Origin of the sequence: Myxococcus sp. AM010, assembly GCF_013372585.1 — a bacterium.
GTDB classification, from domain to species: Bacteria; Myxococcota; Myxococcia; order Myxococcales; family Myxococcaceae; genus Myxococcus; species Myxococcus vastator.
The window spans coordinates 14,672-40,314 of sequence record NZ_JABXEO010000040.1 but is presented as its reverse complement, the minus strand read 5'-3'; the positions used below and the strand labels follow the sequence as shown (position 1 = coordinate 40,314).

The following is a 25,643-nucleotide window of genomic DNA, read 5'->3' as shown; positions in this document are numbered from 1 at the left end:
CAAGCGCCTGCCTGGGTGCTAGTTGCCACCCAGGCAGATGCCGTCGCAGGTGACCTCCACCTGCCCGTCCGGACGCAGGAAGCGATCCACCTGTTCGCGTCCGTCATCGTCCCGGCGCACGCCCTCGTGAACGGGATTGTCGGCGGCCGGCAGGTCCGCGAACGTTCCAGGCAGCGGCGGCCCCCGACAGACGGTGGACACTCCACGGGGGAAGGACGCAGTCCGGCGCCAACTTCGCGCAACGCGGTTTAAGGTGCGGGCACCATGCCGTCCGTCAAGCAACTGCGCCCGTTCGCCCTGGCAACCCTGGAGGCCTTCCTCGAAGCATCCGGCCGCGTCGTGCTGGTCCAACAGCCTCCCGAGCCCGTCTTCCAACAGGTGGCCATGCGGCTCGGCGAGGCACGCACCGTGGGCATGGCCCACCGGACACGGCTCGTGGACCGGCTGCTCGTCATGCTGCGCGGGTTCGATACCCTGGAGGTCCACTTCCTCCGGCCGGAGGCGGAGGGACAGGCGTTCACGGTGGGGCGCATCGAAGGCTGCTCCCTGGTGGTGCCCGACCCGTCCGTGTCCAAGCACCACGCGACGCTGAGGTGGCACGCCCAGGCAGGTGACTGCTCGGTGCGTGACGGGGGCTCCATGAATGGCACCTGGGTCAACGCGTCCTCGCTGGGGCCGGACCAGGAGCCGATGCTCAACGACGGCGATGCCCTGGCCTTCGGCGATGCCCAGTTCCTCTACCTGCGCACCGAGACGCTCCACGCCCACCTGCGGATGGCCAGCCCCGGCCGGGACTGAGCGCTGAGGAATGGGACACCCACTCCAAGCGTAGAGGGGCCATCCAGGGGACGGCCCGGCAGCGGGCCCCTCCACCGCCTGATTCCCCACACGCCCGCCAGATGACTGCCCTGCCCCTGTCCCTCAGCCACTTCCTGCGGCGCATGTCGCCCTCCCCGGCTATGACTGCCCCCCTCCACGCCAAGGGAGCACCGTAAATGGGCAGGCTGCTGTTCCTCCTCGTCTTCAACGTCGGCGCCTGGGCCGTGCTCCGGTCCCTGTGGCCCGGCCTGCTCCGGAAGTGGCGCCTGGGCGTCTTCGCGCTGGGGACCTTCCTGTCCCTGGCGGCGTGGCTCTACTCCGCGGTGGCCGGACGGCACGCGCAGCTCCCCGTGGGGGATGCGGCCCTGCGCGTCTTCTCCGTGGGCTGGTCCGTCGCCATCATCATGATGGTCCTCATCGGCGCGCCCTTCCTCCTGCTGCGCAGGTGGCTGGACCGCCCCGCCCGCCAGGAGCCTCCCCGCACCGCGCCCCAGGCCAACCCCGCCCCACCGGTGAACCTGGCGCGCCGCAACCTGCTGACGAACGCTGGCCGCGCGGTGCCGCTGCTGGCGGCCGGGACGAGCTCGGTGGGGCTCGCCAATGGCTACACGCAGTTCTCCGTCCGCGAAGTCGACATCCACCTCCCCGGCCTGCCCCCGGCGATGGACGGGTTCCGCATCGGGCAGATTACGGACGTCCACGTCGGCACCTTCATCGACACCCAGTACCTGCAGAGCGCCGTGCGGGCGATGAACGACGCCAAGGTGGACCTCCAGGTGATGACGGGGGACCTCATCGACGACCTGGACCAGCTCGACGGCACCATGGCGGCGCTTTCGGAGTGCGCGGCCCGCCACGGCATGCTCGCCATCCTGGGCAACCACGAGCACTGGCGCGGCCTGGGGGCCATCCGCCAGGCCTACGCCGACGTGGAGGCGCGCGGCGGCCCCGTGCGCCTGCTGGTGGACGCGTCCCACGCCTTCGAGCACGCCGGCCAGCGCGTGCGCGTGGTGGGCGTGGACTACCCGATGTCCGGCCGCAGTCACCGCGTGAAGGCGGAGCGCATGCAGCAGTCCGCGGAGGCCAGCTTCCGGGACGTGGCGCCCGAAGAGGTGGTGCTGTGCCTGACGCACCACCCGGACTTCTTCCCGCTCGCGGCCGAGCGCGGCGCCCGGCTGACGCTGGCCGGCCACACCCACGGCGGACAGGTGGCCTTCCTGGGCGTCCCGGCCTTCTGGTTCGCATTCAAGTACATGCTGGGCCGCTACCGCCACGGCGACCACCAGCTCTACGTGTCCGGCGGAACGGGGCACTGGCTGCCCTTCCGCATCGGCGTGCCGACGGAGGTGACGGTCCTCACCCTTCGCGCGACGGGGGCGTCGGCTGCTGGCCGTACGTCTTGAACTTCTCCAGGACGCGCGCCATCTCCGCGCCGTCCAGCAGCACCGGCTCACCCACCTGGAGCGCCCGCCAGTACATGGCGGCCAGCGTCTCCACCTCCACGGCCAGCTTGAAGGCCGCCGGGAGGTCCCTGCCCAGGGCCACCATGCCGTGGTTCGCCATCAGGCAGGCCTTGCGGCCCTCCAGCGCGCCCAGCACGTGGGCCGCGAGCTCCGCGGTGCCGAACGTGGCGTAGGGCGCGCAGCGCACGTCCGTGCCGCCCGCCGCGGACACCATGTAGTGGAAGGCGGGAATGTCCCGGTGCAGGCACGCCAGCGTGGTGCAGAACATCGAGTGCGCATGCAGCACCGCGCCCACCTCCGGCCGCGCGGCCAGGATGTCCAAGTGGAGCTGCCACTCCGACGACGGACTCCGGCGGCCCTCATGGCTGCCATCGAAGCGCATCAGGACCAGGTCCTCCGGCACCAGCGCGTCGTAGTCCATGCCGGTGGGCGTCAGCAGGAAGCCGTCCTCCACGCGCACGCTCAGGTTGCCGGAGGTGCCCTGGTTGAGCGCGGACGCATTCATCCGCCGCGCGGTGGCAATCATCGACTCGCGCAGGCCGAGGTGCTCGCGCGCGCCGCTCATTCCGCCCCCCCGCGCCGCTCCGGGAAGAGCGACAGCAGCCCTTCGTGCGAAGCCGGGCACACGCCGCGCTCGGTGATGAGCGCCGTCACCAGCCTCGCGGGCGTCACGTCGAAGGCGTAGTTGGCGGCGGGGCTCCCCTCGGGGGTAATCCGCACCGTGGCCACCTCGCCCGACGCCAGCCGTCCGGTGACGTCGCTCAGCTCCGTGCCGTCGCGCTGCTCAATTGGAATCTCACGCACCCCGTCCCGCAGCGTCCAGTCGAGGGTGGGCGAGGGCAGCGCCACGTAGAAGGGCACGCCGTTGTCCTTCGCCGCCAGCGCCTTGAGGTAGGTGCCAATCTTGTTCGCCACGTCCCCCTGGGCCGTGGTGCGGTCCGTGCCGACGATGCACAGGTCCACCTGTCCGTGCTGCATCAGGTGGCCCCCCACGTTGTCCGCGATGACGGTGTGCGGGACGCCGTGCTGCCCCAGCTCCCAGGCCGTGAGCTGCGCGCCCTGGTTGCGCGGGCGCGTCTCGTCCACCCAGACATGCACGGGGATGCCCGCGTCGTGCGCCTGGTAGATGGGCGAGAGCGCGGTGCCGAAGTCCACCGTGGCCAGCCAGCCGGCGTTGCAGTGCGTGAGCACCTCCAGCCGGCCCTGGCGGCCCTTGCGCGCCCAGGCCGCCTCCAGGAGCTTCAGGCCATGCGCACCGATGGCGCGGTTGATGGCCACGTCCTCGTCGCTGATGGCCTCGGCGCGGCGAAGCGCGGAAGCCACTCGCTCAGCGGGAGGCAGCGGCGCCAGGCGCCGGCGCATGTCGTCCAGGGCCCAGTGCAGGTTCACGGCCGTGGGCCGCGTGCCCCGCAGCACCGCGAGCGCGTGCTCCAGCGCGCCGTCCGAGGCATCCACGCGCAAAGCCAGCCAGACACCATAGGCCGCGGTGGCACCGATGAGGGGCGCGCCGCGCACCTGCATGCTCCGGATGGCATGGGCGGCTTCATCCAACGTCGTCAGCCGCACGGTGATGAGCGTATGTGGCAGCCGCGTCTGGTCAATGGCCTCCGCCGCCTGTGCGTCCGGCGCCAGCCAGATGGAGCGCATCGGCTTGCCATGGACCTTCATCGGCGCAGCACCCGGCCCGCCACCGCGGACAGCTTCTCCACCATGCCAGCGTCCCAGGCCGGGGGCGCGGTGATGATGGCGTGGTCCAGCGCCTTGTGGCAGCCCTGGGCACAGGGGCCGGTGTGCGCCCCGAGCAGCGGCACCACGTTCTTCACCAGCCCCTTCGCCTTGCCCGCGTTGCCCAGCAGCACGGAGACGACCTGGTCCACCGTGACGGCGTCATGGTCCGGATGCCAGCAGTCGAAGTCGGTGACCATGGCCACCGTCGCGTAACAGAGCTCCGCCTCCCTCGCGAGCTTGGCCTCCGGCATGTTCGTCATGCCAATGACGTCACAGCCCCAGCTCCGGTACAGGTGGCTCTCCGCGATGGAGGAGAACTGCGGCCCCTCCATGGCCAGGTACGTGCCGCCCCGGCGCGCGACGACGCCCAGGCCCTCGCACGCGGAAATCACCGCGTCCCCCAGCCGCGAGCACACCGGCTTCGCCATGGAGACGTGCGCCACCAGCCCCGTGCCGAAGAAGCTCTTGTCCCGGGCGAAGGTCCGGTCGATGAACTGGTCCACGACGACGAAGGTGCCCGGTGGGTATTCCTCGCGCAGGCCCCCCACGGCGGACAGCGACAGCAGGTCCGTCACCCCGCTGCGCTTGAGCGCGTCGATGTTCGCGCGGAAGTTGATGTCCGTCGGCGCCAGCCGGTGGCCTCGACCGTGACGCGGAAGGAAGACGACGCGGTGCCCTCCCAGCGTGCCGAAGCACAGCGCGTCCGAAGGCTCACCGAAGGGGGACGTCACCTTCTTCCATTCGACGTCCGTCAGGCCATCGATCTGGTACAGGCCACTGCCGCCAATGATGCCGATGACGGGTGCGGTGGGGTTTGACATGCGGCGGGCTCCCGGTGGACGCCGGCACAAGGACCGCGCCGGCGGCAGGGAGCGTAGGAGTCGCGGTGGCCTTGGGCAAGCCGGAGCGCCCCTGTGCTCAATAGGGGTTGATGTAACAAACCGTGCCGCCCAGCCCGCCATCTCCGTTCGGGCAGTCGGAAGGACACTCCGACATCCGCTCCATGCAGCACACGCCATCACCACAGACGGGAGCATCCCGCCAGGACAGGGAGTCGGTCCGGGTGGCAGCTTCCTCCGAGAGCGCGTCGTCTTCGCCAGTCTCCGGGACGGGCCCGCAGGCCAACAGGAGCGAGGCACTCAACGACACCACCACGGACATGACGTTTCGCATGGGAATTTCCTTGCAGTCGAGGAGGAGCTGAAGCGCGCACCAGTCTTCCACCCGGCTCCCAATGAAGCCAGACACCCACGATTCGCTGTCCGGTCGGAGACAATGACAAACAGCGTCAAGCCCAGCGAACTCCGCCGTTCATGGTTCTCCCAGCGCGAATGACGCCATCCGATGTCTGTAAACCTTTCCAGCGTCTTCGAGGACATCGTTGTGCCCCGCCCCGGCCACCGTCTCCACCACGGCCTGGGGGAAGAGCGTGCCCAGCCGGCGCCCCATGTCCACGGGGATGAGGGTGTCCTCCTCGCCGTGGATGATGAGCACGGGGAGCTTCAAGGCGGCGGCCTTGGACGCGGTGTCATACCGGTCCCGGGCCAGCAGGCGGACGGGCAGGAAGGGAAAGGCCGTGGCCCCGAGGTCCGGGATGGACGTGTACGGACTCACGAGCATGACCCGGGCGCCGCGCCCCCGCCGCGCCATCTCCACCGCCACGCCCGTCCCCAGGCTGCGGCCACTGAGCACCGTCTGCTGCGCCGTGACGCCCTTCGCGCGCAGCCACGCGAGCGCCGCGTCCGCCGCGGCGTAGATACCCTCCTCGGTGGGGCGCCCCGGCGACGCGCCATAGCCCGGGTACTCGACGGTGAGGAAGCCCAGCCCCCTCGCTCGCATCAAGCGGCCCAGGCCCAGTTGCGTCAGCACCTGCTCCCCGTTGCCATGGAAGTGCACCACCGTGGGCGCGCCCGGAGGCGCCGGCAGGTGGAACAGGTCCACGTACAAGCCTCCCTCCAGCGGCAGGCGGCTGAAGCCGTCGCCTTCTGCCAGCGGCGGCGTGCCCTTGGGGGCCGGGTAGAGCAGGGAGCGCTGCAGCGCGAACATCGCCACACACAACACGAGGTAGCTTGAACCGAGGGTGGCCAGGAGGAGGATGAGCATGCGGCGCAGCCGGGGCATTGACCCAGTGTGCCGCAGTTCGCGACGCAGCGCGACAGCGGATGGCGTCACGCTCGCAGTGGGCAATACCAGTCATCCCCACCGCAGCCGACCAGGCCCCCTGGCGCTCGGCCCGGCGGTAATGCCACGATAGCGATTGAAGGCGCTATCACAGACAGACCACAGGACGACTCGGACGCCCCAGGCCGCCGCCTGGATGGGAGAAGGCGTGACGTCTCATTGGGTGCTGGGCCATGCCCTGGAGGAGCGGCTGCCATCGCTCAGGCTGTGCGGCACTCCGGACGCGGTGGACGCGGCACGCGCGCAGCGCAGACTGGAGCGCTGGCGCAAACAAGAGCCCCTTACGCGGGACTCGCTCTGGGCCCAGCGCCTGCGCGCCTCGGGGCTGGCGGAAGCGGAGCTGTACACCCTCCTGGGAGAACCCGCGGAGGCGCTGCAGGCACGCATGGAAGCGCCGCCACCGTGGCAACGTGCCATCGAGCAGGCTTACACGTCGGAGAAATCGCCACCCTTCTCCTGGCCGGAGCCCGCGCCACCGGGCGCGGCCCTGCTCTGCCTGGTCGAGCCACTCGTCCACGAAGCGCACGCACGGCTCGTCTCCGCCCTGGGCACCTGCCTGCGGGACTCGCCCGGAGCACCGTTCGAGCCGGAGCACACGGCTCGCCTGTTGCTCGCGCCGCTTCCACGGACGTTGATGCCCTTGCTGGGACGGACGCTCGCGGTGGAGCTGCGCATCGCCCAGCTCGAAGGACGGCTCCAGGGAGACACGCCCGAAGCACGCTTCCAGGACTTCGCCCAGCAGCTCCGGCGACGCGACGTGGCGCTCGACATCCTCCGCCGCTACCCGGTGCTCGCGCGGCAAGCCGTGGAGTCCATCACCGCGTGGGAAGCCACGGGCGTGGAGCTGATGCAGCGACTGGCCCGGGACGCCGCCGCGCTGTGGCACCGCTTCCACGGCGGTGCTCCTCCCGGTCCGTTGGTGGAGGCCCAGGGCGGGCTGTCAGACCCGCACCGAGGTGGGCGCACCGTCTTCCTGCTCCGCTTCGCCTCGGGGCTGCGGCTCGTCTACAAGCCGCGCCCGCTCACGGCGGAGGCCACCTTCCAGCACCTCGTCTCCTGGCTGAACGCGCGCGGCCTCACGCCTGCGCTGCGCATGGTGGAGGTCCTCTGCTCGGATGGCTATGGGTGGATGGAGTATGTGGAGGCCGCGCCCTGCCAGTCGGCAGAGGAGGTACGGCGCTTCCATCTGCGGCAGGGCGCGCTCGTCGCGCTGCTCTACGCGCTGGACGTCACCGACATCCATTACGAGAACCTCATCGCGGCGGGCGAGCACCCCGTCCTGGTGGACCTGGAGACGCTCTTCCATCCACACACGCTCGCGGCCTCCATGCGGGACGTGGAGATGCACCCCGGCGCGGTGCTGAACGGCACGGTGCTCAAGAGCGGGCTGCTGCCCCAACCTGCCTGGCGCGCGAAGGACGGCACGGAGGTGGACTTCAGCGCCCTGGGTGCCAACGAGGGACAGCTCACGCCACTGGGCTACCTGGTGGCGACGGCGCACGGCACGGACCAGCTCCGCTTCGAGCGGCGGCGGATGGAGATTCCAGGCGCGGCGAACCGTCCTCGAATGGAGGGACAGGACGTCTCCGTGGCGGTGCAGGCGGACGCGCTCGCGCAGGGGTTCTCCTCCATGTACCGGCTGCTCGCCGAGCACCGGGAGGCGCTGCTCGCCCCTGGAGGACCGCTCGCGGCTTTCGAGCACGCGCCCGTGCGGGTGCTCTTTCGTGGCACGGCCAGCTACGACGCCCTGCTGCACGAGAGCATGCATCCCCATGCGCTGGGGGATGCGCTGGACCGGCAGCGCTTCTTCGACCACCTCTGGCTGGCCGTGAAGGAGCGCCCATACCTGGCGGCCCTCATCCCCTTCGAGCAGGAGGAACTGCAGCGCGGCGACATCCCCCGCTTCACCGCCCTGCCCGGCTCGAAGGACCTGTGGTCGGGCACGGGCCGCCGGCTGCCCGACTTCTTCGACGACTCAGGACTGGAGCGGGCGCGACGACGCCTTGTGGGGCTGTCACCGGAGGACCACGAGCGGCAGCTCGCCTTGCTGCGAAGCGCGCTCGACCGGGCCCGGATGGCGGCGAGCCCGGGCACGCGCCCCCGCTATCCGTTCCGCGACACGCCCGAACCCGCGCATCCCGACGCACTGTTGGCGGCGGCACGACGCGTGGGAGAGCAACTGGCGGTCCTGTCGTTCTCGGGCGCGGGGCATTCCCACTGGCTGTCGCTCGAGATGTCCGACGCGAAGGAGTGGCGGCTCGTCCAGGTGGGGACGGACTTCTACCAGGGGCTCTCAGGCATCGCGCTGGTGCTGGCGCAGCTCGGTGCCCTGACGGAGGAAGCGCGCTTCACGCAGGCGGCCCGGGGCGCCCTGCGTCACCTGACGTGGCGTCTGGAGACCGCGCCAGCGCAGGTCCGCGGAGTGGGCATCCTCAATGGCTGGGGCGGCATCCTCTACGCGCTGACGCACCTGGGGGCGCTGTGGGGGGAGCGCGCGCTGTTCGAGACCGCCGAGTCCTTCGTTGATGTCATTGCCCCTCTCGTGGAACAGGACGAGCACCTGGACCTGGGGGGTGGCTGCGCGGGCGCCCTGTTCGGACTGCTGACGCTCGTGGGGCAGCATCCATCCGAGCGTGCGTCACGGCTCGCGCGCGTCTGTGGGGAGCAGCTGCTCCTGACGGCCACGCCCCAATCCCAGGGCCTGGGCTGGCTTTCACCCGCGACCGGCGGACTGGCGCTGTGCGGACTGGCACATGGCGCAGCGGGCATCGCGCTGGCGCTGCTGCGGCTGGCCTCCGCCACGGGAGAGCCCCGCTTCCACACCGCGGCGATGGAGGCACTGGCGTATGAGCGTGGCAGGTTCTCGCCCGAGGCCGGCGACTGGCCCGACCTGCGCGCCGACGCAGGCCTGCACGGCGGTGATGGACCTGCCTTCATGTGTGGCTGGTGCAACGGCGCACCCGGCATCGGGTTGGCGCGCATCTCCGGACTGCCCATGCTCGATGACCACCGGGTGCGTGAGGAAATCGCAGCGGCGGTCCGGGCCACGCTCACCGGGGGCCTCGGCTACAACCATGGCCTGTGTCATGGCGACCTGGGCAACGTGCTCTTCCTGCTGGAGGCCTCGCGCGCGCTGCACGATGACACGCTGCTGCGGCGCACCTACCAGCTCGCGGGCGGCATCCTCCAGGGCATCGAGTCACACGGCTATCTGCATGGCCTGCCCGACAGCATCGAGACACCGGGACTGATGGTGGGGCTCGCGGGCATCGCCCACGGATTGTTGCGGCTCGCGGCGCCGGAGCGAGTGGCGGACCTGCTCTCCCTGGCGCCTCCCGTCTCGTGACGCAGCTTCGTTCCCGACGAACTCCGGCACCGCGAGGGTTGGCGGTCCGTAGGCAGTCCCCCAACAACCCAAGAGGAGCAGCACCATGAGCCACAGCGACAAGAACCACATCCTCCGCGCCTGGCGTGACGCCGACTACTACGACAGCCTCTCCGACGCGGAGCGCGCCGCGCTTCCGGCCAGCCCCGCGTCCGTCATGGAGCTGGAGGATGCGACGCTGGCGTTCATCACCGGCGGCGATGCCGAGGCCACCTGCCCCGCCACCCCCACGCCCAACGAGCTCACCTGCCTCTATACGGCCTGCGGGATGTCTGCCTGCTGCCGCTGAGCGACGGGACATGAGCTGACGCGGAAGGGCCGTGGCGGCTCAACGTGAATGCGGACGTGTTCGGGCGGGGGAGCGGCGGCGGAAGGCCGCTCCCCTGTCTGTCCCGGACGGAGGTGATGTGACGCGCCGACAGATGAGCGCAGCGCCTATCCGAACAGGCCCAACCCCGGGGGCGACATGAAGCCAGGAAATACCTTCTGGAGCGCCACACCGGGCCGACAGGCGCGCAGGACTTCCGCCAATGGCGCGCGCACGTCCGTCCAGGCGGGCACATCGCGCCCGTCCTGCAAGCGCTCCGCCTCCAGCGACTCAAAGCGCCCGTACACCTTGCCGCCCCTCACGCCGCCTCCCAGCACCAGCATCGCGCTGCCCACGCCGTGGTCCGTGCCACGACTGCCGTTCTCCCGCACCGTGCGGCCGAACTCCGTGAGCACCACCACCGTCACCTGCTCCAGCCGAGCCCCCAGGTCCTGCGCGAAGGCCGCGAGCGCGCCTCCGAGCTCCTGGCAGCGGTTGGCGAACGCCCCCGTCGCGGCGCCCTGAGCGGCGTGCGTGTCCCAGCCTCCCAACTCCGTCGCCGCCACCTCCAGCCCCACCTCGCCGTGGATGAGCCGCGCGATGTCGCGCAGCCGCTGTCCGAGCTGCCCCTTCGGATACTCCACCGCCGCACGCGAAGCGCGCTTCGCCAGCCGCGCCTCGTCCAACAGCGACATCGCCTCGAAAGCGTCCTGGCCCGTCGTCCGCAGCGCCTCGTCCACGGCGCCCGCGTAGAGCGCATTGAAGCCTCGGGTGGCCTCCTCACCTCTGCGCCCGCCCCTCAGCCGGAACTCCTCCAGCCGCCCCATGGCCACCGCCCCCGCGTCTCCGAACAGCGCCCGGGGCAGTGTGGGCTGCAACGCCACGGCGCGCAGCGCGACGCCCTCTTCTTCGTCCAGCGCGCGGTTGAGCCAGCCATCCGGTGTCGACTTGCGCCCCGGCGTTCCGGATTCAACGAAGTCCTGCGCGTCGAAGTGTGAGCGGACCGGCGCCGGCAATCCCACGCCGTGCAGCACCGCCAGCCGGCCATCACGCCACAGCGGCATCAACGCTTCGAGCCTGGGATGCAGGCCAAAGGGCCCTGACAACTTCAGCGCGGCGTCCGGGCCATGCGCCTTCAACGCCAGCGTGGGACGTGCCCGGTGATACGCGGCATCCTCCACCGGAGGCACCAAGGAGAGCCCGTCCGCGCCGCCACGCAGGAAGACAGTCACCAGCGTGCCTCGCGTGGAGGCGTGCTGGCTGGACGCGAGCGCCCGTCCCAGGGAGCCCGGAGCCCACGCAAGCCCCACCGCCGTCGACCCCAGGGCGCGCAGCAGATGACGACGGGTCAGCAGTGGGTTCATCGCGTCTTCGCCTCCGGTGAGCCAGGCACGGGAGCCCCCAGTTGGCAGGGCCCCCTCATTCAACACCGGGGCGGGACAGAAGTTACGGGCACGGCGCGCAAGAGCGGGACCTGCGTCTGGATGTGCCACGTTCGTTCCGCATCGCCGACGCCATCGAGCGCGCGGCGCGAACCTTGATGTCGGATGCGCGCCCGCTTCAAGACGGAGCCTGTCCATGTTCGCGAGCCTGCCTTGACAGTCCAAGAAGGCCGACAGTACATACCGCCCCATGTTGGTGCCTGGGCCTCGGCCTGGGCTTAAAAGGGAACCCGGTGTGAATCCGGGGCTGCCCCGCAGCGGTAGGTGAGAACGAACCTCGTCACACGCACTGGCTCCCTCTGGGAGCTGGGAAGCGACGAGCAGTAGGAATCCGGCTCCGGCCGGAGTGCTCACGAGCCCGAAGACCTGCCCGCATCCGCCCGTGGGAGAAATCCACGGACGGTTTCGACCTGGAGCCGCGTGGGACGGCCGGAAGGTCCGAGCAGCGCTGGAGCCTCCAGCCAGTCTTCGCGCGCACCTCGGCTTTTCCGACCCAACCCCGCTCGTGTGTCCAGTCGCCCGTGGGGGCGAAGGTCGGTCCGTGGGCTCCTCCGGGGCCTGGTGTGCGCCGACCCGCGCGCATCGTGACAACCCTTCTTCCACGCGGGAGCCCTGTCGGGCGACCTCGGTCGTCCGCGCTGCGTGGAGGACGGACGATGCGGGACGAAGGCAGGCAGGGCGTGCGCTACCCGCAAGGGAATGTGCTGCTGCGCGACCTCGCGCGCGACTTCCCCGTGGTGACCCACGGCCGGGGTGTCCACCTCTTCGACGCCACAGGCAAGCGCTACCTGGACGCCTCGGCGGGCGCGCTCGTGGCCAGCGTGGGCCACGGCAACCGCGAGGTGGTGGACCGCATCCGTGAACAACTGCTGCGCGTCGCCTACGTCAACGGCACCCACTTCACCACCGAGGTGACGGAGCAACTCGCCACCCGCCTGTGCGCGCTGGCGCCCGCGGGACTGGAGCGCGCCGCGTTCCTGGGCTCGGGCTCCGAAGCGGTGGAGGCCGCGGTGAAGTTCGCCCGGCAGCTCTGCGTGGCGCGCGGGCAGCCCCAGCGCACGAAGGTCATTGCGCGCGTGCCCGGCTACCACGGCAACACGCTCTACGCCCTCTCCCTGTCGGAGCGTCCCCACTACAAGCAGTTCTTCGGCCCCATGCTGGCGGAGGTCGTCACCACGCCCGCGCCCTACCCGTACCGCTCCGGCCTGGAAGACTACGAACGCGACGGCGCGGCGCACTACGCGCGGCTGATGGAGGAGGCGCTCCTCCGCGAGGGCCCGGACACCATCGCCGCCTTCATCGCGGAGCCGGTGATTGGCTCCTCGGCCGGAGCCTCCCCTCCGCCGCCGGACTACTTCGAGCGCGTGAGCGCGCTGTGCAGGCAGTACGGCATCCTCACCATCGCCGATGAGGTCATGTGCGGCTGCGGTCGCACCGGGCGCTTCTTCGCCAGTGAGTTGTTCGACTTCACCCCGGACCTGCTGGTGCTCGGCAAGGGCATCAGCGGGGGCTACGCGCCGCTGAGCGCGGTGCTCGTGCGGCAGGCGCACCTGGAGGAGCTGCGGCAGGGCTCCGGCGGCTTCATGCACGCGCAGACCTACCTCCAGGCCCCGGCGATGACGGCGGCCGGGCTGGCGGTACTCGACTACTACGAACGGCACGGCCTGGTGGCGCACGCCGCGCGCGTGGGCGCCCACCTCCAGCGGCGCCTGCGCGAGACGCTGCGGCCCCTGCCCCATGTGGGCTCGGTGCAGGGCGTGGGCCTGATGGCGGGCGTCGAGTTCGTGGAGGACCTCGACAGCCGCCGCCCCTTCCCTCGTTCGCGCAAGGTGGTGGAGGGGCTGATGGCCGAGCTGTTCGAGCGCGGCCTCGTCCTCTGGTCCAACACCGGCCACGCGGACGGAACGAACGGGGACCTGCTGATGCTGGGCCCCCCGCTGGTCATCACCGAGGCCGAGGTCGACGCGCTGGTCGACACGCTCGCGCAGGGCATCAACCACTACTTCCGGAGGGAGCCATGAGTTTCCGCATCACCTATTCGGTGCTGGACGCCGACATGTCCACACTGCACGCGCGCTTCGACGAGGCGCTCAACACCGTGCGGGGGCGCCTGGGCGAAGCGCTGCCGTCGTGGATTGCCGGCGAGGCCTGGCGGAGCGGAGACCTCCTGGAGCGCCGCAACCCGGCGAGGCCGGACGAGTTGCTCGCCACCTTCCACCGCACGCCCGTCAGCGAGTTGGACCGGGTGGTGCGCGTGGCGCGAGTGGCCCAGCGCGGCTGGGGCGCCACGGCCTGGGAGGAGCGAGTGCGCATCCTCCGCCGGGCCGCGGACCTCATCTCCGAGCGCAGCCTGGAGCTGTCGGCGCGGATGACGTTGGAGGTGGGCAAGAGCCGGCTGGAGTCGCTGGGTGACGTGGAGGAGTCCGCGGACCTGCTGCGCTACTACGCCAGCCAACTGGAGCAGGCGGAGGGCTTCGTCCGTCCCATGGCGCGCCTGTCGCCCGACGAGGACACGCGCAGCGTCCTGCGGCCCTACGGGGTCTTCGCCGTCATCTCGCCCTTCAACTTCCCGCTGGCGCTCGCGGCGGGGATGAGCGGAGGCGCGCTCCTGGGTGGCAACACCGTCATCCTCAAGCCCAGCGAAGAGGCCCCCTGGTGCGCGGAGGGCCTGTACCAGGCGCTCGCGGACGCGGGCCTGCCCCCGGGTGTCTTCCAGGTGGTGCACGGCGAAGGGGAGGCGCTGGGCGCGGCGCTGGTGCGGCACCCTGGCGTGGACGGCGTGTCGTTCACCGGCAGCAAGGCCGTGGGGATGAATCTCCACCAGGTGATGTCCACCGGCCGCGTGCGGCCGTGCTTCCTGGAACTGGGTGGGAAGAACCCGGCCATCGTCTGCCGCGACGCGGACCTGGAGGCCGCCATCGACGGCTGCTTCCGCTCCGCCTTCGGCCTGTCGGGCCAGAAGTGCAGCGCGCTGTCCCGCATCTACGTGCACGAGGCGCTGCTGAACGACTTCACCGATGGGCTGGCGAAGAAGGCCCGGGAAGCGGTGGTGGGCGACCCGGCGCTGGCGTCCGTGTTCACCGGTCCCGTCATCAACACGGCGGCGGTGCGGCGCTTCGAGCGCGCGGTGGACGAGGCGCGCCGGGACGGCGCCATCATCGCGGGCGGAGAGCGGCTGCGGCTGGAGGGCGCGCTCGCCAAGGGCCACTTCGTCGCCCCCACCGTGGCGGCGCTGTCGCACGGCCACCGGCTGATGCGGGACGAGCTGTTCCTGCCCTTCGTCGGCGTGACGGGCTTCAGCACGCTGGATGAAGCCCTGCGGATGGCGAACGACTGCGAGTACGGCCTCACCGCCGGCATCTTCAGCCGCGACGCCGCGGACGTGGAGCGCTTCATGGCCGAAGCCGAGGCCGGCGTCCTGTACGCCAACCGCCGCACGGGCGCGACAACGGGTGCGTGGCCCGGTGTGCAGTCGTTCTGTGGATGGAAGGGCAGCGGCGCGTCCGGCAAGGGCGGCTGCGGTCCCTACTACGTCGCCCAGTTCATGCGCGAGCAGGCGCAGACCCGGATGGGCTGAAACCCCCGCGAGGAAATCTCCATGACCCAGCTCTATCCCGAAGTGAAGGTGGCTCCACCGGGGCCGAACGCGCAGGCCATCATCGCGGTGGACCAGCGCTACAGCTCCCCCTCGTACATCAAGGAGTATCCGCTGGTCGTCCAGCGCGGCGAGGGGCCGTGGGTGTACGACGTCGACGGCAACCGCTTCCTCGACTTCATGGCGGGCATCGCCGTGGCGTCCACCGGCCACTCGCACCCCACCGTGGTGAAGGCCATCCACGAGGCCGCCGACCGCTTCCTGCACATCTGCGGCACCGACTTCTACTACGACACCTTCTCCCGGCTCTGCGAGCGGCTCGCCAGCTACCTGCCGGAGATGGGTCCCAAGCGCGTCTTCCTGACGAACTCCGGCACCGAGGCGGTGGAGGGCGCGCTCAAGCTGGCGCGGCACCACACGCGCCGCCAGTACGTGGTGGCCTTCCAGGGCGGCTTCCACGGCCGCACCCTTGGCGCCATCTCCCTCAACTCCTCCAAGGTCACCCAGCGCGCCTTCTTCGGGCCGCTGCTGCCCGGCGTCATCCACCTCCCCTACGCGAACCCGTACCGCTGTCCCAACGGCTGCGCGCCCAACGCGTGCGGCGACGCGTGCAACCCGGCGCTGCTGCTGGAGCGGGAGTGGTTCGTCAACCACGTGGACCCGCGCGAGGTGGCCGCCATCTTCGTGGAGCCCATCCTGGGTGAAGGCGGCTACGTCATCCCGCCGGCGTCGTTCCTCCAGCACCTGCGCCGAATCTGCGATGCCCACGGCATCCTGCTCGTCTTCGACGAGGTGCAGTCGGGCATCGGCCGCACGGGGAAGATGTTCGCGGCGGAGCACTTCGGGGTGATGCCGGACATCCTCCTGTCGGCCAAGGGCATCGCCTCTGGCATGCCGCTGGGCGCCATCATCGCCCGTGAGTCGGTGATGACGTGGCCGCGCGGCTCGCACGGCAGCACCTACGGCGGAAACCCCGTGTGCTGCGCGGCGGGGCTGGCCACGCTGGACGTGGTGGCGGGGCTGCTCGACTCCGTGCGCGACACGGGCGAGCACCTGCTGCGCGGCCTGCGCGCGCTCCAGGCTCGCTGGCCCGTCATTGGCGACGTCCGGGGCGTGGGCCTCATGGTGGGCGCGGAGTTCGTGGACCCGGCGACGCGCGAGCCCGCCAGCGCCTACGTGGCGGAGCTGGAGCAGCGCGCCTTCCGCAAGGGCCTGCTGCTGCTGTCGTGCGGCAAGTCCACCATCCGCTTCGCGCCGCCGCTCGTCGTGGGCCGGCACGAGGTGGACGTGATGCTGCGCGTCCTCGAGGAGTGCCTGACGGAGCTGGCCCTCCCGCGTGCGCCCCCTCTTCCCCAGCCCGCAGCGGCGGGCGTGAAGCGCTGAGGCCCGAGCGATGAACAAGCGCTGCTCCATGAAGGAAGCCATCGCCGAGTCCGTGAAGGACGGCAGCTCGTTGGTCATTGATGGCTTCACGCACCTCATCTGCTTCGCGGCGGGCCATGAAATCATCCGCCAGGGACGCCGGGACCTCACGGCCATCCGCCTCACGCCGGACCTCGTCTATGACCAGCTCATCGAGGCGGGCGCGGTGCGCAAGCTCGTCTTCAGTTGGGCGGGCAACCCGGGCGTGGGCAGCCTCCACGCGCTGCGCCGGCGCAGCGAGGCGTCGTCACCCGAGCGCCTGGAGCTGGAGGAGTATTCCCACTTCGGACTGCTGTCCCGCCTGCTCGCGGGCAGCGCGGGCCTGCCCTTCTGGCCGCTGAACAACTACGCCGGTGGCGACATCGCCCGCGTGAATCCGTCCATCAAGACCGTGACTTGCCCCTTTACCGGGCAGGAGCTGGCCGCCGTCCCCGCGCTCCGGCCGGACGTGGCCATCATCCACTGCCAGCGCGCCGACCTGGAAGGGAACGCGCAGGTGTGGGGCCTGCTGGGCTCCCAGAAGGAGGTGGCCTTCGCCGCGAAGAAGGTGATTGTCGTCGCGGAGGAGCTTGTCTCCACCGAGCGCATCCGCAAGGACCCCAATCGCACGCTCGTGCCCGGCATCATCGTCAGCCACGTGGTGCACGAGCCGTGGGGCTGCCATCCCAGCTTCGTGCAGGGCTTCCATGACCGGGACAACGACTTCTACGTGAAGTGGGAGGACATCTCCCGACAGCCGGAGACCTACCGCGCGTGGCTGGAGGAGTTCGTCCACGGCGTGAAGGACCGGCAGGGCTATCTCGCGCGGCTCGAAACCGGGCTGCTCGACAAGCTGCGTGCGAAGGCGCGCGTCTGCGAGGGGGTGGACTATGGCTACTGAGCTTCCAGCGACGCCCACCGCCTCCGAGCGGATGGCCTATCGCGCCGCGCAGGAACTGCGGGACGCGGACGTCGTCTTCGTGGGCATTGGCCTGCCCAACCTCGCGTGCAACCTGGCGCGGGAGACGCACGCCCCGGGCCTCTTCATGATTTACGAATCCGGCGCGGTGGGCGCCATTCCGGAGCGGCTGCCCGTGTCCATCGGCGACCCGTCGCTGGTGACGGACTCGCTGGCCGTCGTCGGGCAGGCGGACATCTTCCAGTGCATGCTCCAGCGCGGGCTCATCGAGGTGGGCTTCCTCGGCGGCGCGCAGGTGGACCGCTGGGGGAACATCAACACCACCGTCATCGGCGACTACGCGAACCCCAAGGTGCGGCTGCCCGGCAGTGGCGGGGCGTGTGAAATCGCCGTCCACGCGCGGCGGCTGCTCATCGTCATGCGGATGAGCAAGCGCACCTTCGTGGAGACGTGCGACTTCATCACCAGCCCGGGCCACCGCATCCATGGGAAGCGCCGCGCGGAGCTGGGCATGCCCGGCGGAGGCCCCACCCGCATCATCACCGACCTGGGCGTGCTCGACTTCGACGCCACCGGCGAGGCGGTGCTCGCCGAGGTGTACGCCGGCGTGACGGTGGACCAGGTGCGCGCCGCGTGTGGCTGGCCCCTGCGCGTCGCCGAGTCCCCGCGGATGGCGGCCGAGCCAGACATGTCCGTGCTGCGCCTGCTGCGCGAGAAGCTCGACCCGAAGCGTCTCTACCTCTAGCGAACGACCCACGGAGCCCTCATGAACGACGCCTTCATCGTCGACGCGGTTCGTACTCCCATTGGCCGGTTCCGAGGCGCCCTCAAGGGTGTCCGGCCGGATGACCTGGCCGCCCACGTCCTCCGCGCGCTGCTCCAGCGAAACGCCCTGGACGGCGCGAGGGTGGACGAGGTGTTCCTCGGCTGCGCCAACCAGGCGGGCGAGGACAACCGCAACGTGGCGCGGATGGCGCTGCTCTTGGCCGGGCTGCCCGACGCGGTCCCCGGCGTCACCGTCAACCGGCTGTGCGCCAGCGGCCTGGAGGCCATCATCCAGGGCTGCCGCATGATTCAGGTGGGCGAGGCCGACCTCGTGCTCGCGGGCGGCGTGGAGTCCATGACGCGCGCGCCGTGGTCCATGCCCAAGCCCGAGGAGGGCTTCCCGTCCGGCAAGTGGGAGGCGTGGGACACCGCGCTGGGCTGGCGCTACCCCAACCCGCGTCTGGCGGCCCGCTTCCCGCTGGAGCAGATGGGCGAGACGGCGGAGAACGTGGCGGCGCAGTACGGCATCTCCCGCGAGGCGCAGGACGGCTTCGCGCTCGCCTCCCACCGCAAGGCCGTGGCGGCCCAGGCGGCGGGCTGCTTCGCGAACGAGCTCGTCCCCGTGGAGGCGCCACAAGGCAAGGGCGCGGCCCTGCGCGTGGACACGGATGAAGGGCCCCGCGCGGACACCTCCCTGGAGCGGCTGACCGCGCTGAAGCCGGCGTTCCGTCAGGAAGGCAGCGTGACGGCGGGCAACGCCTCCACTTTCAATGACGGCGCGTCCGCGGTGCTGCTGATGAGCGGGAAGGCCCTGCGCGCCGCCAGGGCCACGCCGCTGGCGCGCTACGTGAGCAGCGCGAGCGCGGGCGTGGACCCTCGCGCCATGGGCATCGGGCCCGTGCCCGCGTCGCGCAAGGCGCTGGAGCGCGCGGGTTGGGCCGTGGAGGCCGTGGACCTGGTGGAGCTGAACGAGGCGTTCGCCGCGCAGGCGCTCGCCTGCCTCCAGGAACTGGCGTTGCCACCGGAGCGCGTCAACGTCCATGGCGGCGGCATCGCCCTGGGGCACCCACTGGGCGCCAGCGGCGCGCGCATCGTCACCACGCTGGTGCATGCGATGAAGCGACAGGATGCCCGGCGTGGACTGGCGACGCTCTGCGTGGGCGTGGGCCAGGGGCTCGCGATGACGCTGGAGCGTGGCTCATGAGCGCGCACGCCTCGAGCGGCGCGCTCCGCATCTTCCTCGACACGGAGGCCACGCCCCGCGCCTGGGGCTACCACCTCACGGGCCCCGGCCCCGAAGCGGGCGTCATCGACTCGCTGGACACGCTCGCCGACGTGCTGTCACGTCATGGCGAGCTGCTGACGGACCTGCCCTGGACCGAGCTGCCGACCTTCGGCGGGCCACCGCCGCCCCACACCACGGACGTGTGGAGCTGGGATGCGCGGCGGCTGCTCGTGGGCACGCGCCCCGGCCTGCTGCGGCTCATTCCACGAGACAGTCCGGATGGCCCACGCCGCCACCTTCCTTCCCGCTGAACCCCAGGACCCTGAATGACAGCCGAACCCTCCCCCAAGCAGCGCATCGAAGCGGGCCGCATCACCGAGGTCAGCCTCATCGAGATGGTCTTCCCGGAGCAGACGAACCACTACGGCACCCTCTTCGGCGGTCAGGCCCTGGCCCTCATGGACAAGGCCGCCTTCATCGGGGCTTCTCGCTACGCACGGCGCACCGTCGTCACCGCCAGCAGCGAGCGGGTCGACTTCCACGTCCCCGTGCGGCAGGGCCAGCTCGTGGAGCTGGAGACCCGCATCGTCGCCACGGGCCGCACGTCGATGACGGTGGAGGTGGACCTCTACGCGGAGGACCTGCTCACCGGGGACCGGCAGCTCGGGACGCGGGGCCGCTTCGTGCTCGTCGCGCTCGACGCGCACGGGAAGCCCACGGGCGTGCCGCCGTTGCTGCCTCCGGCGACCGCGGCGCTGGAGCACGCCGCGCCCGCTCCGTGACGCTGGCGGCCCCGGTGGCGGAGCGGGCGCGCTCCAGCGGTGTGTCACGGCGTGGAGCGCCTCCGCTACTGCTTCTGGAACTCCGGCGAGCCCAGCAACAACCCGGCGATGAGCGGGACGTCCACGGGGCGCTTCTCTCCCACGGCGCTGGCGGCCTCGGCGCGCTTCGACAGCGCGTCGAGGATGGTCGCCCGCGTCTCCTCGGACGGTGGCGCGCCCAGCAGCGCCTGGCCCAGCGCGTCCACCCAGGCGCGCTCGGTGGGCTCGGGCGGCGTGGCCAAGGTCTTCAGCGCCACCTCCGTCCCCGGCATCCGCCCGGACACCAACTCCAGGCTGAAGTTGAGCCGGGCCACCAGGGAGCCGCTGTTCACCCACGGCGCGGCCCCTTCCGGAAAGCCCGTGGGCGCTGGCGCCCGGAAGAGCGGCTCGCCCATCTTCGCCAGGGACTGCACCAGCCGGGGGCGCACCGTCACCTCCGCTTCGGTGGCGCGCAGCGCGGACACCACGAACTCGAAGGGCGTCTTCACCTTCACGGCCCGCGCCTCGGGGGCCCAGAACTCCGGGGACTGGAAGAGCGCGCGGTACACGGTGGGCAGGTCCCCGTCCGAGTCGAGGAACACCTTCGCCACCCGCTCCACCAGCGCCGGCGGCGGCGTGTCCGAGACGAAGCGCCGCGCCAGCTTGCTGGCGAGGTGACGCGCGGTGGCGGGGTGCCTCGCCAGCAGGTCCAACACCTGCTCCCCGTCCGCCAGGCTCCGCCGTCCGGGGATGCGCTGCCCCAGCACCTGCTTGTCGTCCGCGTCATGCGCCCGGCGCCGGAAGAAGAACGCAGGGGCCTTGCGCGGCGCTCGGATGCTCCAGCCCGTGAAGCAGCGGGCCACCTCACGCACGTCCTGCTGCGTGTAGCCGCCCTCCACGCCCAACGTGTGCAGCTCCAGCAGCTCGCGCGCGTAGTTCTCGTTGAGGCCCGGCTTCGACGCTTCGGGCTCTCGCGTCAGGCGCGCGGGCATGCCGTCACGGACGCTGCGCCAGTTGTCCAGGTAGAAGAGCATCGCCGGATGGCGGGCCGTGGCGCCCAGCAGCTCCCGGAAGTTGCCGAAGACGTTCGGGCGGATGGCATCGCGCTCGTAGGCCGTCACCATCCACCGCGTCGCGCCTTTGTCCGCGGACACGTTGAAGTGGTTGAACCAGAAGTCCACCAGCACCTCTTCGAGCTGGTTGGGGCTCTCCACCGCCCGCAGCAGCTTCGCCGCGGATTGCTCCAGGCCGATGAGGGCGGGGCGCAGCGGCGTACGCCCGTCCTTCAAGGCCGCCTCCCGCTGGCGCTTCGGCGGGTACTCCCGCACCAGGTCCGCCATGGACATCGTCAATGTGGGCAGCGTCTGGAGCTTCGCCTCCAGACGGGGTGGCAGCGGCGCTCCGGGACGGGAGAGCTGCGTCTCCATCCAGCCCTCCACGCCCAGGCGCCGCAGGTCCGCCAGGGACTGTGGCGAAGGTCCAAAGGCCATCCGTCGCAGGACATGAACCGCGCGCGCCTCGTCGAAGGCAGGGCTGGCCACGACGGGCCCCGGCGCCGCCGAAGCATTGGAGTGCGGACCGCTCGCACATGAGAGCAGGACGGCCGCCAGGAATCCGACAGGCAATCGACGCATGACGAAGGAAGAACCCCGCATGGCGCCACAAGTTACGCGGTGAGCAGTGGGCGCGAAGTCAAATGACGCTTTCCTGGCGCCAAACGCGCTGTGCGCCACAGCCCGCTGCGCTGACGTCAGGCCGCTTCGACTTCCATCCGGTACCCCACGCCTCGCACCGTCTGGATGGCGAAGCGGGACGTGCTGTTCCAGCCCAGCTTCTTCTTCAGGCTGGAGACGAAGTTGTCCACGGTGTGCGGGTCCACGACGACTTCCCTGCCCCACACCGCGTCCAGGATTTCGTCGCGTCGCAGGACGCGCTCACGCTCGCGCACCAGGAGCGCGAGCAGGTCGAACTCCGTCCGCGTCAGCTCCACCGGGGCTCCCGCCGGCGTCTCCACCTTCCGGCGGTCCAGGTCCATCCGATAGCCCGCGAAGCGCAGGCCCTTCACCGGGGCCGCGCCGGAGCGGCGCACCAGCGCGCCCACGCGCGCCAGCAACTCGCGCAGCCGGTAGGGCTTGCCCAGGTAGTCCTGCGCGCCCGACTCGAAGCCCCGCACCACGTCATCCTCCAGGGTGCGCGCGGTGAGCATCAGGACGGGCGTCGTCACGCCCTCTTCGCGCAGCGCGCGGCACAGCGTGTAGCCGTCACCGTCCGGCAGCATGACGTCCAGGAGGATGAGCTGGAAGTCGCGCCGGCCCAGGTGCTCGCGCGCCTCGCGCACGCAGGTGGCCTCCTCCACCGCGTAGCCCCCCTGGTTCTCCAGGTTGTCGCGCAGCGCGAGCCGCAGGTTGGCGTCGTCCTCCACCAGGAGGAGCGCCGGAACGGATGAGGTCATGTCGTCACCGGATGAGGAAAGCGAAGCTCGAAGGTGGTGCCTTCCGGGCTGGAGGCTGCCACGCGCAGGGTGCCGCCGTGCACGCGCATGATGCGGCGGCACAGGGCCAGCCCCAGGCCACTGCCGGGCGCATCGTGTCCCTGGCCGGGCAGGCGCACGAACTCCTCGAAGGCGCGCTCCCACTGCGCCTGGGGAATGCCCACGCCGTTGTCGGAGAAGCGCACGCGGCCGTCTTCCAGCGCCTCGATGCGCAGGCGCACCGGGCTGCGGGTGTTGTAGGCACAGGCATTGCGCGCCAGATTGGAGAGCAGCAGTCGCAGGAGCTGTCCGTCCGCGCGCAGGGAGCGCTCCCCCACGTCCGCGTCCAGCTCCACGGGCACCTTGGACCAGGACTCCAAATCCCGCCGCAGCAGGCCCACCAACTCATCCAGGCGCACCGGCTCCAGCTTCGGCACCCAGCGCCCCTTGTCGATGCGGTTGAAGGACAGCAGGTTCTCCACCAGGAAGCCCAGGCCGTCCGCCTCGCGGACGATGCGCGCCGGGTAGTCGCGCGCGTCCGTGCCCTCCGCCAGCCGCCACTCCAGCGTCTCCGCCAGCAGCCGGATGGAGGCCAGCGGCGTGCGCAGCTCGTGCGACACGGTGGCCACGAAGTCGCTCTTCAGCTCCACGAAGCGCAGCTTGCGGTGCTGGGCCACGAAGGCCAGCGCGGCGATGCCCAGCGCCAGCACCGCGCACGCGGCCACCATGCCTGTCTTCAAGCGGTAGCGCCGCGCCAGCGCGCCCTGGGCCCGCGCCCACTCCGGCGTGTCCACCGACAACGGCAGGGCAGCCAGCGGCAGCACCTCCGCGTCCGCCAACAGCCGCACCTGGCCGTCCGCCTCCAGCAACCCGCGCTCGCGCATCTCCCGCGTCAGCGACTGGAGCAGCGCGCCCGAGTCCACCGCCACGCCCCGGACGTGGTTGCCGCCGCGAGGCTCCAGGTACCACCCCGCGCGCACCAGCGCGGGGCCTGGAAGCGTCTTGGGCAACGGCAGCGGTTCGGACGCGAGCTCGGCGGCGCGGGCCTCGAAGTCCGCCACCGGCACGCCCGCCTTCGTGGAGAGCGCCACGATGCGCTCGCGCAGGAAGTCGAAGTCCTCCTTCGTGAAGCGCGCGCGGCGCAGCAGGAGCAGCCGCTGCAATCCATCCAGGCGCCCGCTGCGTCCGTCCGCCAGTCCGTCACGCACCAGCGCGTGCATCAACTGGGGCACGGGGTCGCCTCGCTCCGCCAGTGACTCCAGCACCACCAGCAAGCCCGGCACGTCGCGCGTGGAGGCCAGCACGTACTGCGAGCGGTGCTGGAGCAGCGCCATCAACGCCACGGTGGACGCACGGCGGTCGCCGCGTGCCAGCGCCCGGTCCACCTCGCGAATCAGCGCGAGCCGCTCCGCCCAGGGGTCCTCCGCCTCGTCCGCCCGCTCCGTACCCGCGCGCAGGCCCGCGTAACGCCCTTTCGCGGGCGTGTCCTCGCCGCCGTCGTGGAGGGCCAGCCGGGGCAGCAACTGCGTGCCGCGCTCGCGCAGATAGAGCCCGGTTGCCGGGGCGAGCGGATCCAACGCGGCGGCCTCCAGCGCGGGGCGCGCCGCTTCCAGCCTGTCTCGCAGGAACTGCGCCAGGGAGGCACGCGCGTACTGCTCCAGGGCCTCCCGGCGGGAGTCGAGCGAGGCCTGCGCGTCATCCCGCTCGGTGGCGAAGATGCGCTGGAGCGAGCCCAGGCCCCAGGCCAGCCCGGCGAAGCCCAGCAGGAGCGCGATGAGGGTGGGCAGCAACCGGCGGAGCATCGGAGCGGCTCAGTTTCCCAGGGAGGGCACGTCGTCGAAGTCCGAGCTTCCGCCGGGCATGAGGCGCTCGAAGCGCTCCTTGCGCGTGTCCAGCGCCTGGGCCTTGCGGATGAGCGCCCCCAGCCGCGCCACGTCCTCGCGGGCTCGCAGCGGCTCACCGAGGCCTTCCCACAGCGCCAGCAGCCGGGGCCAGTCCAGGGCGCGCGTCCAGAAGGAGGCTCGCAGCTTCTCCGCGAACGCGGAGGCCACGTAGGCCAGGCGCGTGGACGCCGCGGCCCGGGCGTAGTCAGAGCGCAACGTGCTGGAGGGCATCATCATCTGCACCCGGCGCCAGTTGCTGGAATCGCCCTGCTCGTAGCGCACCCGGAGCATCCCGAAGGCGATGGAGGGCCCGTGCAGCTTCACCTCGTGGATGACGGTGACGGCCTGGCCGGCGGCCAGTGGGAAGAGCTCCACCTCGTCGCCTGGGTCGCGCGGCTCCGGGTTCGGAGACAGGTACTCGTAGCCCAGCAGGCGGTAGCGGGCGACGGCCTGCCGGTTGAACTCCACCTGGACGCCGACCTCGCGGACCGGCTCGCGGGCCTTCACGGTGATTCGCACCACGTGGTAGCCCTTGCGGCCCGGCGAAGGGAAGCCTTCGACGTAGAGCAGGAAGGGGCCGTACGGCTCGCCTTCGTCCCCCGAGTTGAAGCTGTTGATGAAGGCCTCCGTCCGCACCACGCCTTCCGCGGGGAAGACGTCACGAGACAGGTAGTCACGCGCCACCGCGTAGGCGCGGGTGTCCACGGCCACGGGGAACTCCGAGACGCGCGACTCCTCCGTGTCGATGGTGGGGTTCACCCCGAAGCCCCGCGTCTCGACGCCGGAGCCCGGCTTGCCTGGCGACGCGCGATAGACGCTCTGCCGCGCCCCGTCCGGCACGAGCACGGGCAGGTGTTGCAACGTCCAACCGGGTGCGCGCTCGCGGTCATCGTCCGGCTGCGCGGGAGCCAGCACGGCGGGGCGCGTCCGCATCGCCGCCAGGAGCGCCACGTCCACGCGGGCCTCCTGCCCGGCCTTCACCGCGAGGTCCGTCCGGCTGAGCTCCTGGAAGGACTCTTTCTCGAAGCGGAGTGAGTAGACGCCCTCCGCCAGTTGGGGAAAGCGGAAGCCGCCCTGCGCGTCCGTCACCGTGGAGCGGGCCTCCGTCAGCGCGGGCGAGGTCGCGGTGACGCGCACCTCCGGGATGGGGCTTTTGTCGCTGGCACGCACGACGGTGCCGGAGAGTCCTCCGGCCGCCAGCGCTGGCGCGGACAGCAGCAGGAGGACGACACAGAGGGCATCGAAGAGGGTGGGCTTCAT

23 protein-coding genes and 1 riboswitch are annotated in these 25,643 nt (G+C 71.1%); of the genes, 12 read left to right on the top strand and 11 right to left on the bottom strand.

Translation table 11 applies throughout. The features are described 5' to 3' along the window. Positions 1 to 18 precede the first annotated feature (18 nt). Positions 19 to 201 carry a hypothetical protein gene (locus HV826_RS19245; protein ID WP_176418468.1) on the bottom strand — a complete coding sequence of 61 codons (183 nt, stop codon included), beginning with the start codon at positions 199 to 201 and terminating at the stop codon, positions 19 to 21. Between the two features lie 63 nt (positions 202 to 264). On the opposite strand from HV826_RS19245, the gene HV826_RS19240 reads away from it, so the two are divergent. Both HV826_RS19240 and HV826_RS19235 read left to right on the top strand, forming a co-directional pair. After that, positions 265 to 798 (top strand): FHA domain-containing protein, encoded by a 534-nt coding sequence (locus HV826_RS19240; RefSeq protein ID WP_176418492.1) that lies wholly within the window; start codon positions 265 to 267, stop codon positions 796 to 798. Between the two features lie 197 nt (positions 799 to 995). Continuing rightward, positions 996 to 2,222: a metallophosphoesterase gene (locus HV826_RS19235; RefSeq protein WP_176418491.1), complete on the top strand. Its 1,227-nt coding sequence runs from the start codon at positions 996 to 998 to the stop codon at positions 2,220 to 2,222. Here the strand turns inward: HV826_RS19235 and HV826_RS19230 are convergent. The 5 genes from HV826_RS19230 to HV826_RS19210 all read right to left on the bottom strand — a co-directional run bounded on the left by HV826_RS19230 (position 2,176) and on the right by HV826_RS19210 (position 6,131). Further along, on the bottom strand, positions 2,176 to 2,847 hold the full coding sequence (locus tag HV826_RS19230; protein WP_176418490.1) for a class II aldolase/adducin family protein: 672 nt from the start codon (positions 2,845 to 2,847) through the stop codon (positions 2,176 to 2,178). The genes HV826_RS19235 and HV826_RS19230 overlap by 47 nt on opposite strands. Next, positions 2,844 to 3,950: an S-methyl-5-thioribose-1-phosphate isomerase gene (mtnA, locus tag HV826_RS19225; protein ID WP_176418489.1), complete on the bottom strand. Its 1,107-nt coding sequence runs from the start codon at positions 3,948 to 3,950 to the stop codon at positions 2,844 to 2,846. The genes HV826_RS19230 and mtnA overlap by 4 nt, the downstream gene beginning before the upstream one ends. Then, positions 3,947 to 4,831, bottom strand: a complete 885-nt coding sequence (locus HV826_RS19220) for an S-methyl-5'-thioadenosine phosphorylase (RefSeq protein ID WP_176418488.1) — start codon at positions 4,829 to 4,831, stop codon at positions 3,947 to 3,949. Before HV826_RS19220 ends, mtnA begins: the two co-directional genes overlap by 4 nt. A 97-nt stretch (positions 4,832 to 4,928) precedes the next feature. Continuing rightward, positions 4,929 to 5,183 (bottom strand): hypothetical protein, encoded by a 255-nt coding sequence (locus HV826_RS19215; protein WP_176408756.1) that lies wholly within the window; start codon positions 5,181 to 5,183, stop codon positions 4,929 to 4,931. A 138-nt stretch (positions 5,184 to 5,321) separates the two neighbouring features. Beyond that, entirely contained in the window at positions 5,322 to 6,131 is an 810-nt protein-coding gene (locus tag HV826_RS19210; RefSeq protein ID WP_176418487.1) for an alpha/beta hydrolase, read from the bottom strand. Between the two features lie 208 nt (positions 6,132 to 6,339). Between HV826_RS19210 and HV826_RS19205 the strand changes: the two genes are divergently transcribed. After that, positions 6,340 to 9,537 carry a type 2 lanthipeptide synthetase LanM family protein gene (locus HV826_RS19205; protein WP_368670954.1) on the top strand — a complete coding sequence of 1,066 codons (3,198 nt, stop codon included), beginning with the start codon at positions 6,340 to 6,342 and terminating at the stop codon, positions 9,535 to 9,537. An 85-nt stretch (positions 9,538 to 9,622) separates the two neighbouring features. Then, positions 9,623 to 9,865, top strand: a complete 243-nt coding sequence (locus HV826_RS19200; RefSeq protein ID WP_176418485.1) for a mersacidin/lichenicidin family type 2 lantibiotic — start codon at positions 9,623 to 9,625, stop codon at positions 9,863 to 9,865. A gap of 146 nt (positions 9,866 to 10,011) precedes the next feature. Here the strand turns inward: HV826_RS19200 and HV826_RS19195 are convergent, their stop codons facing one another. Next, positions 10,012 to 11,247 carry a DUF1501 domain-containing protein gene (locus tag HV826_RS19195; RefSeq protein WP_176418484.1) on the bottom strand — a complete coding sequence of 412 codons (1,236 nt, stop codon included), beginning with the start codon at positions 11,245 to 11,247 and terminating at the stop codon, positions 10,012 to 10,014. A gap of 255 nt (positions 11,248 to 11,502) precedes the next feature. Continuing rightward, a riboswitch (cobalamin riboswitch) is annotated at positions 11,503 to 11,714 on the top strand. Positions 11,715 to 11,981: 267 nt separating this feature from the next. Here HV826_RS19195 and HV826_RS19190 point away from each other — a divergent pair. The 8 genes from HV826_RS19190 to HV826_RS19155 are packed head-to-tail and all read left to right on the top strand — an operon-like array spanning position 11,982 to position 20,012. Further along, positions 11,982 to 13,346: an aspartate aminotransferase family protein gene (locus HV826_RS19190; RefSeq protein WP_176418483.1), complete on the top strand. Its 1,365-nt coding sequence runs from the start codon at positions 11,982 to 11,984 to the stop codon at positions 13,344 to 13,346. Beyond that, the gene (locus HV826_RS19185) at positions 13,343 to 14,902 is read left to right on the top strand and encodes an aldehyde dehydrogenase family protein (protein WP_176418482.1); all 1,560 of its coding nucleotides are present in this window, start codon (positions 13,343 to 13,345) and stop codon (positions 14,900 to 14,902) included. Before HV826_RS19190 ends, HV826_RS19185 begins: the two co-directional genes overlap by 4 nt. Before the next feature lie 21 nt (positions 14,903 to 14,923). Next, entirely contained in the window at positions 14,924 to 16,303 is a 1,380-nt protein-coding gene (locus tag HV826_RS19180; protein WP_176418481.1) for an acetyl ornithine aminotransferase family protein, read from the top strand. A gap of 10 nt (positions 16,304 to 16,313) precedes the next feature. Then, a complete protein-coding gene (locus tag HV826_RS19175) occupies positions 16,314 to 17,222 on the top strand; it encodes a CoA transferase subunit A (RefSeq protein ID WP_176418480.1) in 909 nt (302 codons plus the stop codon). Next, positions 17,212 to 17,985 (top strand): CoA-transferase subunit beta, encoded by a 774-nt coding sequence (locus tag HV826_RS19170; protein ID WP_255217295.1) that lies wholly within the window; start codon positions 17,212 to 17,214, stop codon positions 17,983 to 17,985. Before HV826_RS19175 ends, HV826_RS19170 begins: the two co-directional genes overlap by 11 nt. Before the next feature lie 21 nt (positions 17,986 to 18,006). Then, positions 18,007 to 19,209, top strand: a complete 1,203-nt coding sequence (locus HV826_RS19165) for a thiolase family protein (RefSeq protein ID WP_176418479.1) — start codon at positions 18,007 to 18,009, stop codon at positions 19,207 to 19,209. Beyond that, on the top strand, positions 19,206 to 19,541 hold the full coding sequence (locus tag HV826_RS19160) for a hypothetical protein (RefSeq protein WP_176418478.1): 336 nt from the start codon (positions 19,206 to 19,208) through the stop codon (positions 19,539 to 19,541). Before HV826_RS19165 ends, HV826_RS19160 begins: the two co-directional genes overlap by 4 nt. Before the next feature lie 15 nt (positions 19,542 to 19,556). Then, positions 19,557 to 20,012, top strand: a complete 456-nt coding sequence (locus HV826_RS19155) for an acyl-CoA thioesterase (protein ID WP_176418477.1) — start codon at positions 19,557 to 19,559, stop codon at positions 20,010 to 20,012. Positions 20,013 to 20,077: 65 nt separating this feature from the next. Here the strand turns inward: HV826_RS19155 and HV826_RS19150 are convergent, their stop codons facing one another. The 4 genes from HV826_RS19150 to HV826_RS19135 all read right to left on the bottom strand — a co-directional run bounded on the left by HV826_RS19150 (position 20,078) and on the right by HV826_RS19135 (position 25,643). Further along, complete coding sequence (locus HV826_RS19150) at positions 20,078 to 21,571, bottom strand: DUF1800 domain-containing protein (RefSeq protein WP_368670953.1); 1,494 nt, start codon at positions 21,569 to 21,571, stop codon at positions 20,078 to 20,080. 209 nt (positions 21,572 to 21,780) lie between these two features. Next, a complete protein-coding gene (locus HV826_RS19145) occupies positions 21,781 to 22,482 on the bottom strand; it encodes a response regulator transcription factor (protein ID WP_176418475.1) in 702 nt (233 codons plus the stop codon). After that, the gene (locus HV826_RS19140; RefSeq protein WP_176418474.1) at positions 22,479 to 24,302 is read right to left on the bottom strand and encodes a HAMP domain-containing sensor histidine kinase; all 1,824 of its coding nucleotides are present in this window, start codon (positions 24,300 to 24,302) and stop codon (positions 22,479 to 22,481) included. The genes HV826_RS19145 and HV826_RS19140 overlap by 4 nt, the downstream gene beginning before the upstream one ends. Positions 24,303 to 24,311: 9 nt before the next feature. After that, complete coding sequence (locus tag HV826_RS19135) at positions 24,312 to 25,643, bottom strand: von Willebrand factor type A domain-containing protein (protein ID WP_255217293.1); 1,332 nt, start codon at positions 25,641 to 25,643, stop codon at positions 24,312 to 24,314.

Bases quoted from the DNA above. Each gene is read 5' to 3' on its own strand.
- HV826_RS19155 (WP_176418477.1), top strand. From the start codon at position 19,557: ATGACAGCCGAACCCTCCCCCAAGCAGCGCATCGAAGCGGGCCGCATC.
- HV826_RS19180 (WP_176418481.1), top strand. From the start codon at position 14,924: ATGACCCAGCTCTATCCCGAAGTGAAGGTGGCTCCACCGGGGCCGAAC.
- HV826_RS19210 (WP_176418487.1), bottom strand. From the start codon at position 6,131: ATGCCCCGGCTGCGCCGCATGCTCATCCTCCTCCTGGCCACCCTCGGT.
- HV826_RS19145 (WP_176418475.1), bottom strand. From the start codon at position 22,482: ATGACCTCATCCGTTCCGGCGCTCCTCCTGGTGGAGGACGACGCCAAC.
- HV826_RS19240 (WP_176418492.1), top strand. From the start codon at position 265: ATGCCGTCCGTCAAGCAACTGCGCCCGTTCGCCCTGGCAACCCTGGAG.
- HV826_RS19200 (WP_176418485.1), top strand. From the start codon at position 9,623: ATGAGCCACAGCGACAAGAACCACATCCTCCGCGCCTGGCGTGACGCC.
- HV826_RS19220 (WP_176418488.1), bottom strand. From the start codon at position 4,831: ATGTCAAACCCCACCGCACCCGTCATCGGCATCATTGGCGGCAGTGGC.
- HV826_RS19215 (WP_176408756.1), bottom strand. From the start codon at position 5,183: ATGCGAAACGTCATGTCCGTGGTGGTGTCGTTGAGTGCCTCGCTCCTG.
- HV826_RS19140 (WP_176418474.1), bottom strand. From the start codon at position 24,302: ATGCTCCGCCGGTTGCTGCCCACCCTCATCGCGCTCCTGCTGGGCTTC.
- HV826_RS19175 (WP_176418480.1), top strand. From the start codon at position 16,314: ATGAACAAGCGCTGCTCCATGAAGGAAGCCATCGCCGAGTCCGTGAAG.
- HV826_RS19135 (WP_255217293.1), bottom strand. From the start codon at position 25,643: ATGAAGCCCACCCTCTTCGATGCCCTCTGTGTCGTCCTCCTGCTGCTG.
- HV826_RS19170 (WP_255217295.1), top strand. From the start codon at position 17,212: ATGGCTACTGAGCTTCCAGCGACGCCCACCGCCTCCGAGCGGATGGCC.
- HV826_RS19185 (WP_176418482.1), top strand. From the start codon at position 13,343: ATGAGTTTCCGCATCACCTATTCGGTGCTGGACGCCGACATGTCCACA.
- HV826_RS19190 (WP_176418483.1), top strand. From the start codon at position 11,982: ATGCGGGACGAAGGCAGGCAGGGCGTGCGCTACCCGCAAGGGAATGTG.
- HV826_RS19235 (WP_176418491.1), top strand. From the start codon at position 996: ATGGGCAGGCTGCTGTTCCTCCTCGTCTTCAACGTCGGCGCCTGGGCC.
- HV826_RS19195 (WP_176418484.1), bottom strand. From the start codon at position 11,247: ATGAACCCACTGCTGACCCGTCGTCATCTGCTGCGCGCCCTGGGGTCG.
- HV826_RS19230 (WP_176418490.1), bottom strand. From the start codon at position 2,847: ATGAGCGGCGCGCGCGAGCACCTCGGCCTGCGCGAGTCGATGATTGCC.
- HV826_RS19160 (WP_176418478.1), top strand. From the start codon at position 19,206: ATGAGCGCGCACGCCTCGAGCGGCGCGCTCCGCATCTTCCTCGACACG.
- HV826_RS19165 (WP_176418479.1), top strand. From the start codon at position 18,007: ATGAACGACGCCTTCATCGTCGACGCGGTTCGTACTCCCATTGGCCGG.
- mtnA (WP_176418489.1), bottom strand. From the start codon at position 3,950: ATGAAGGTCCATGGCAAGCCGATGCGCTCCATCTGGCTGGCGCCGGAC.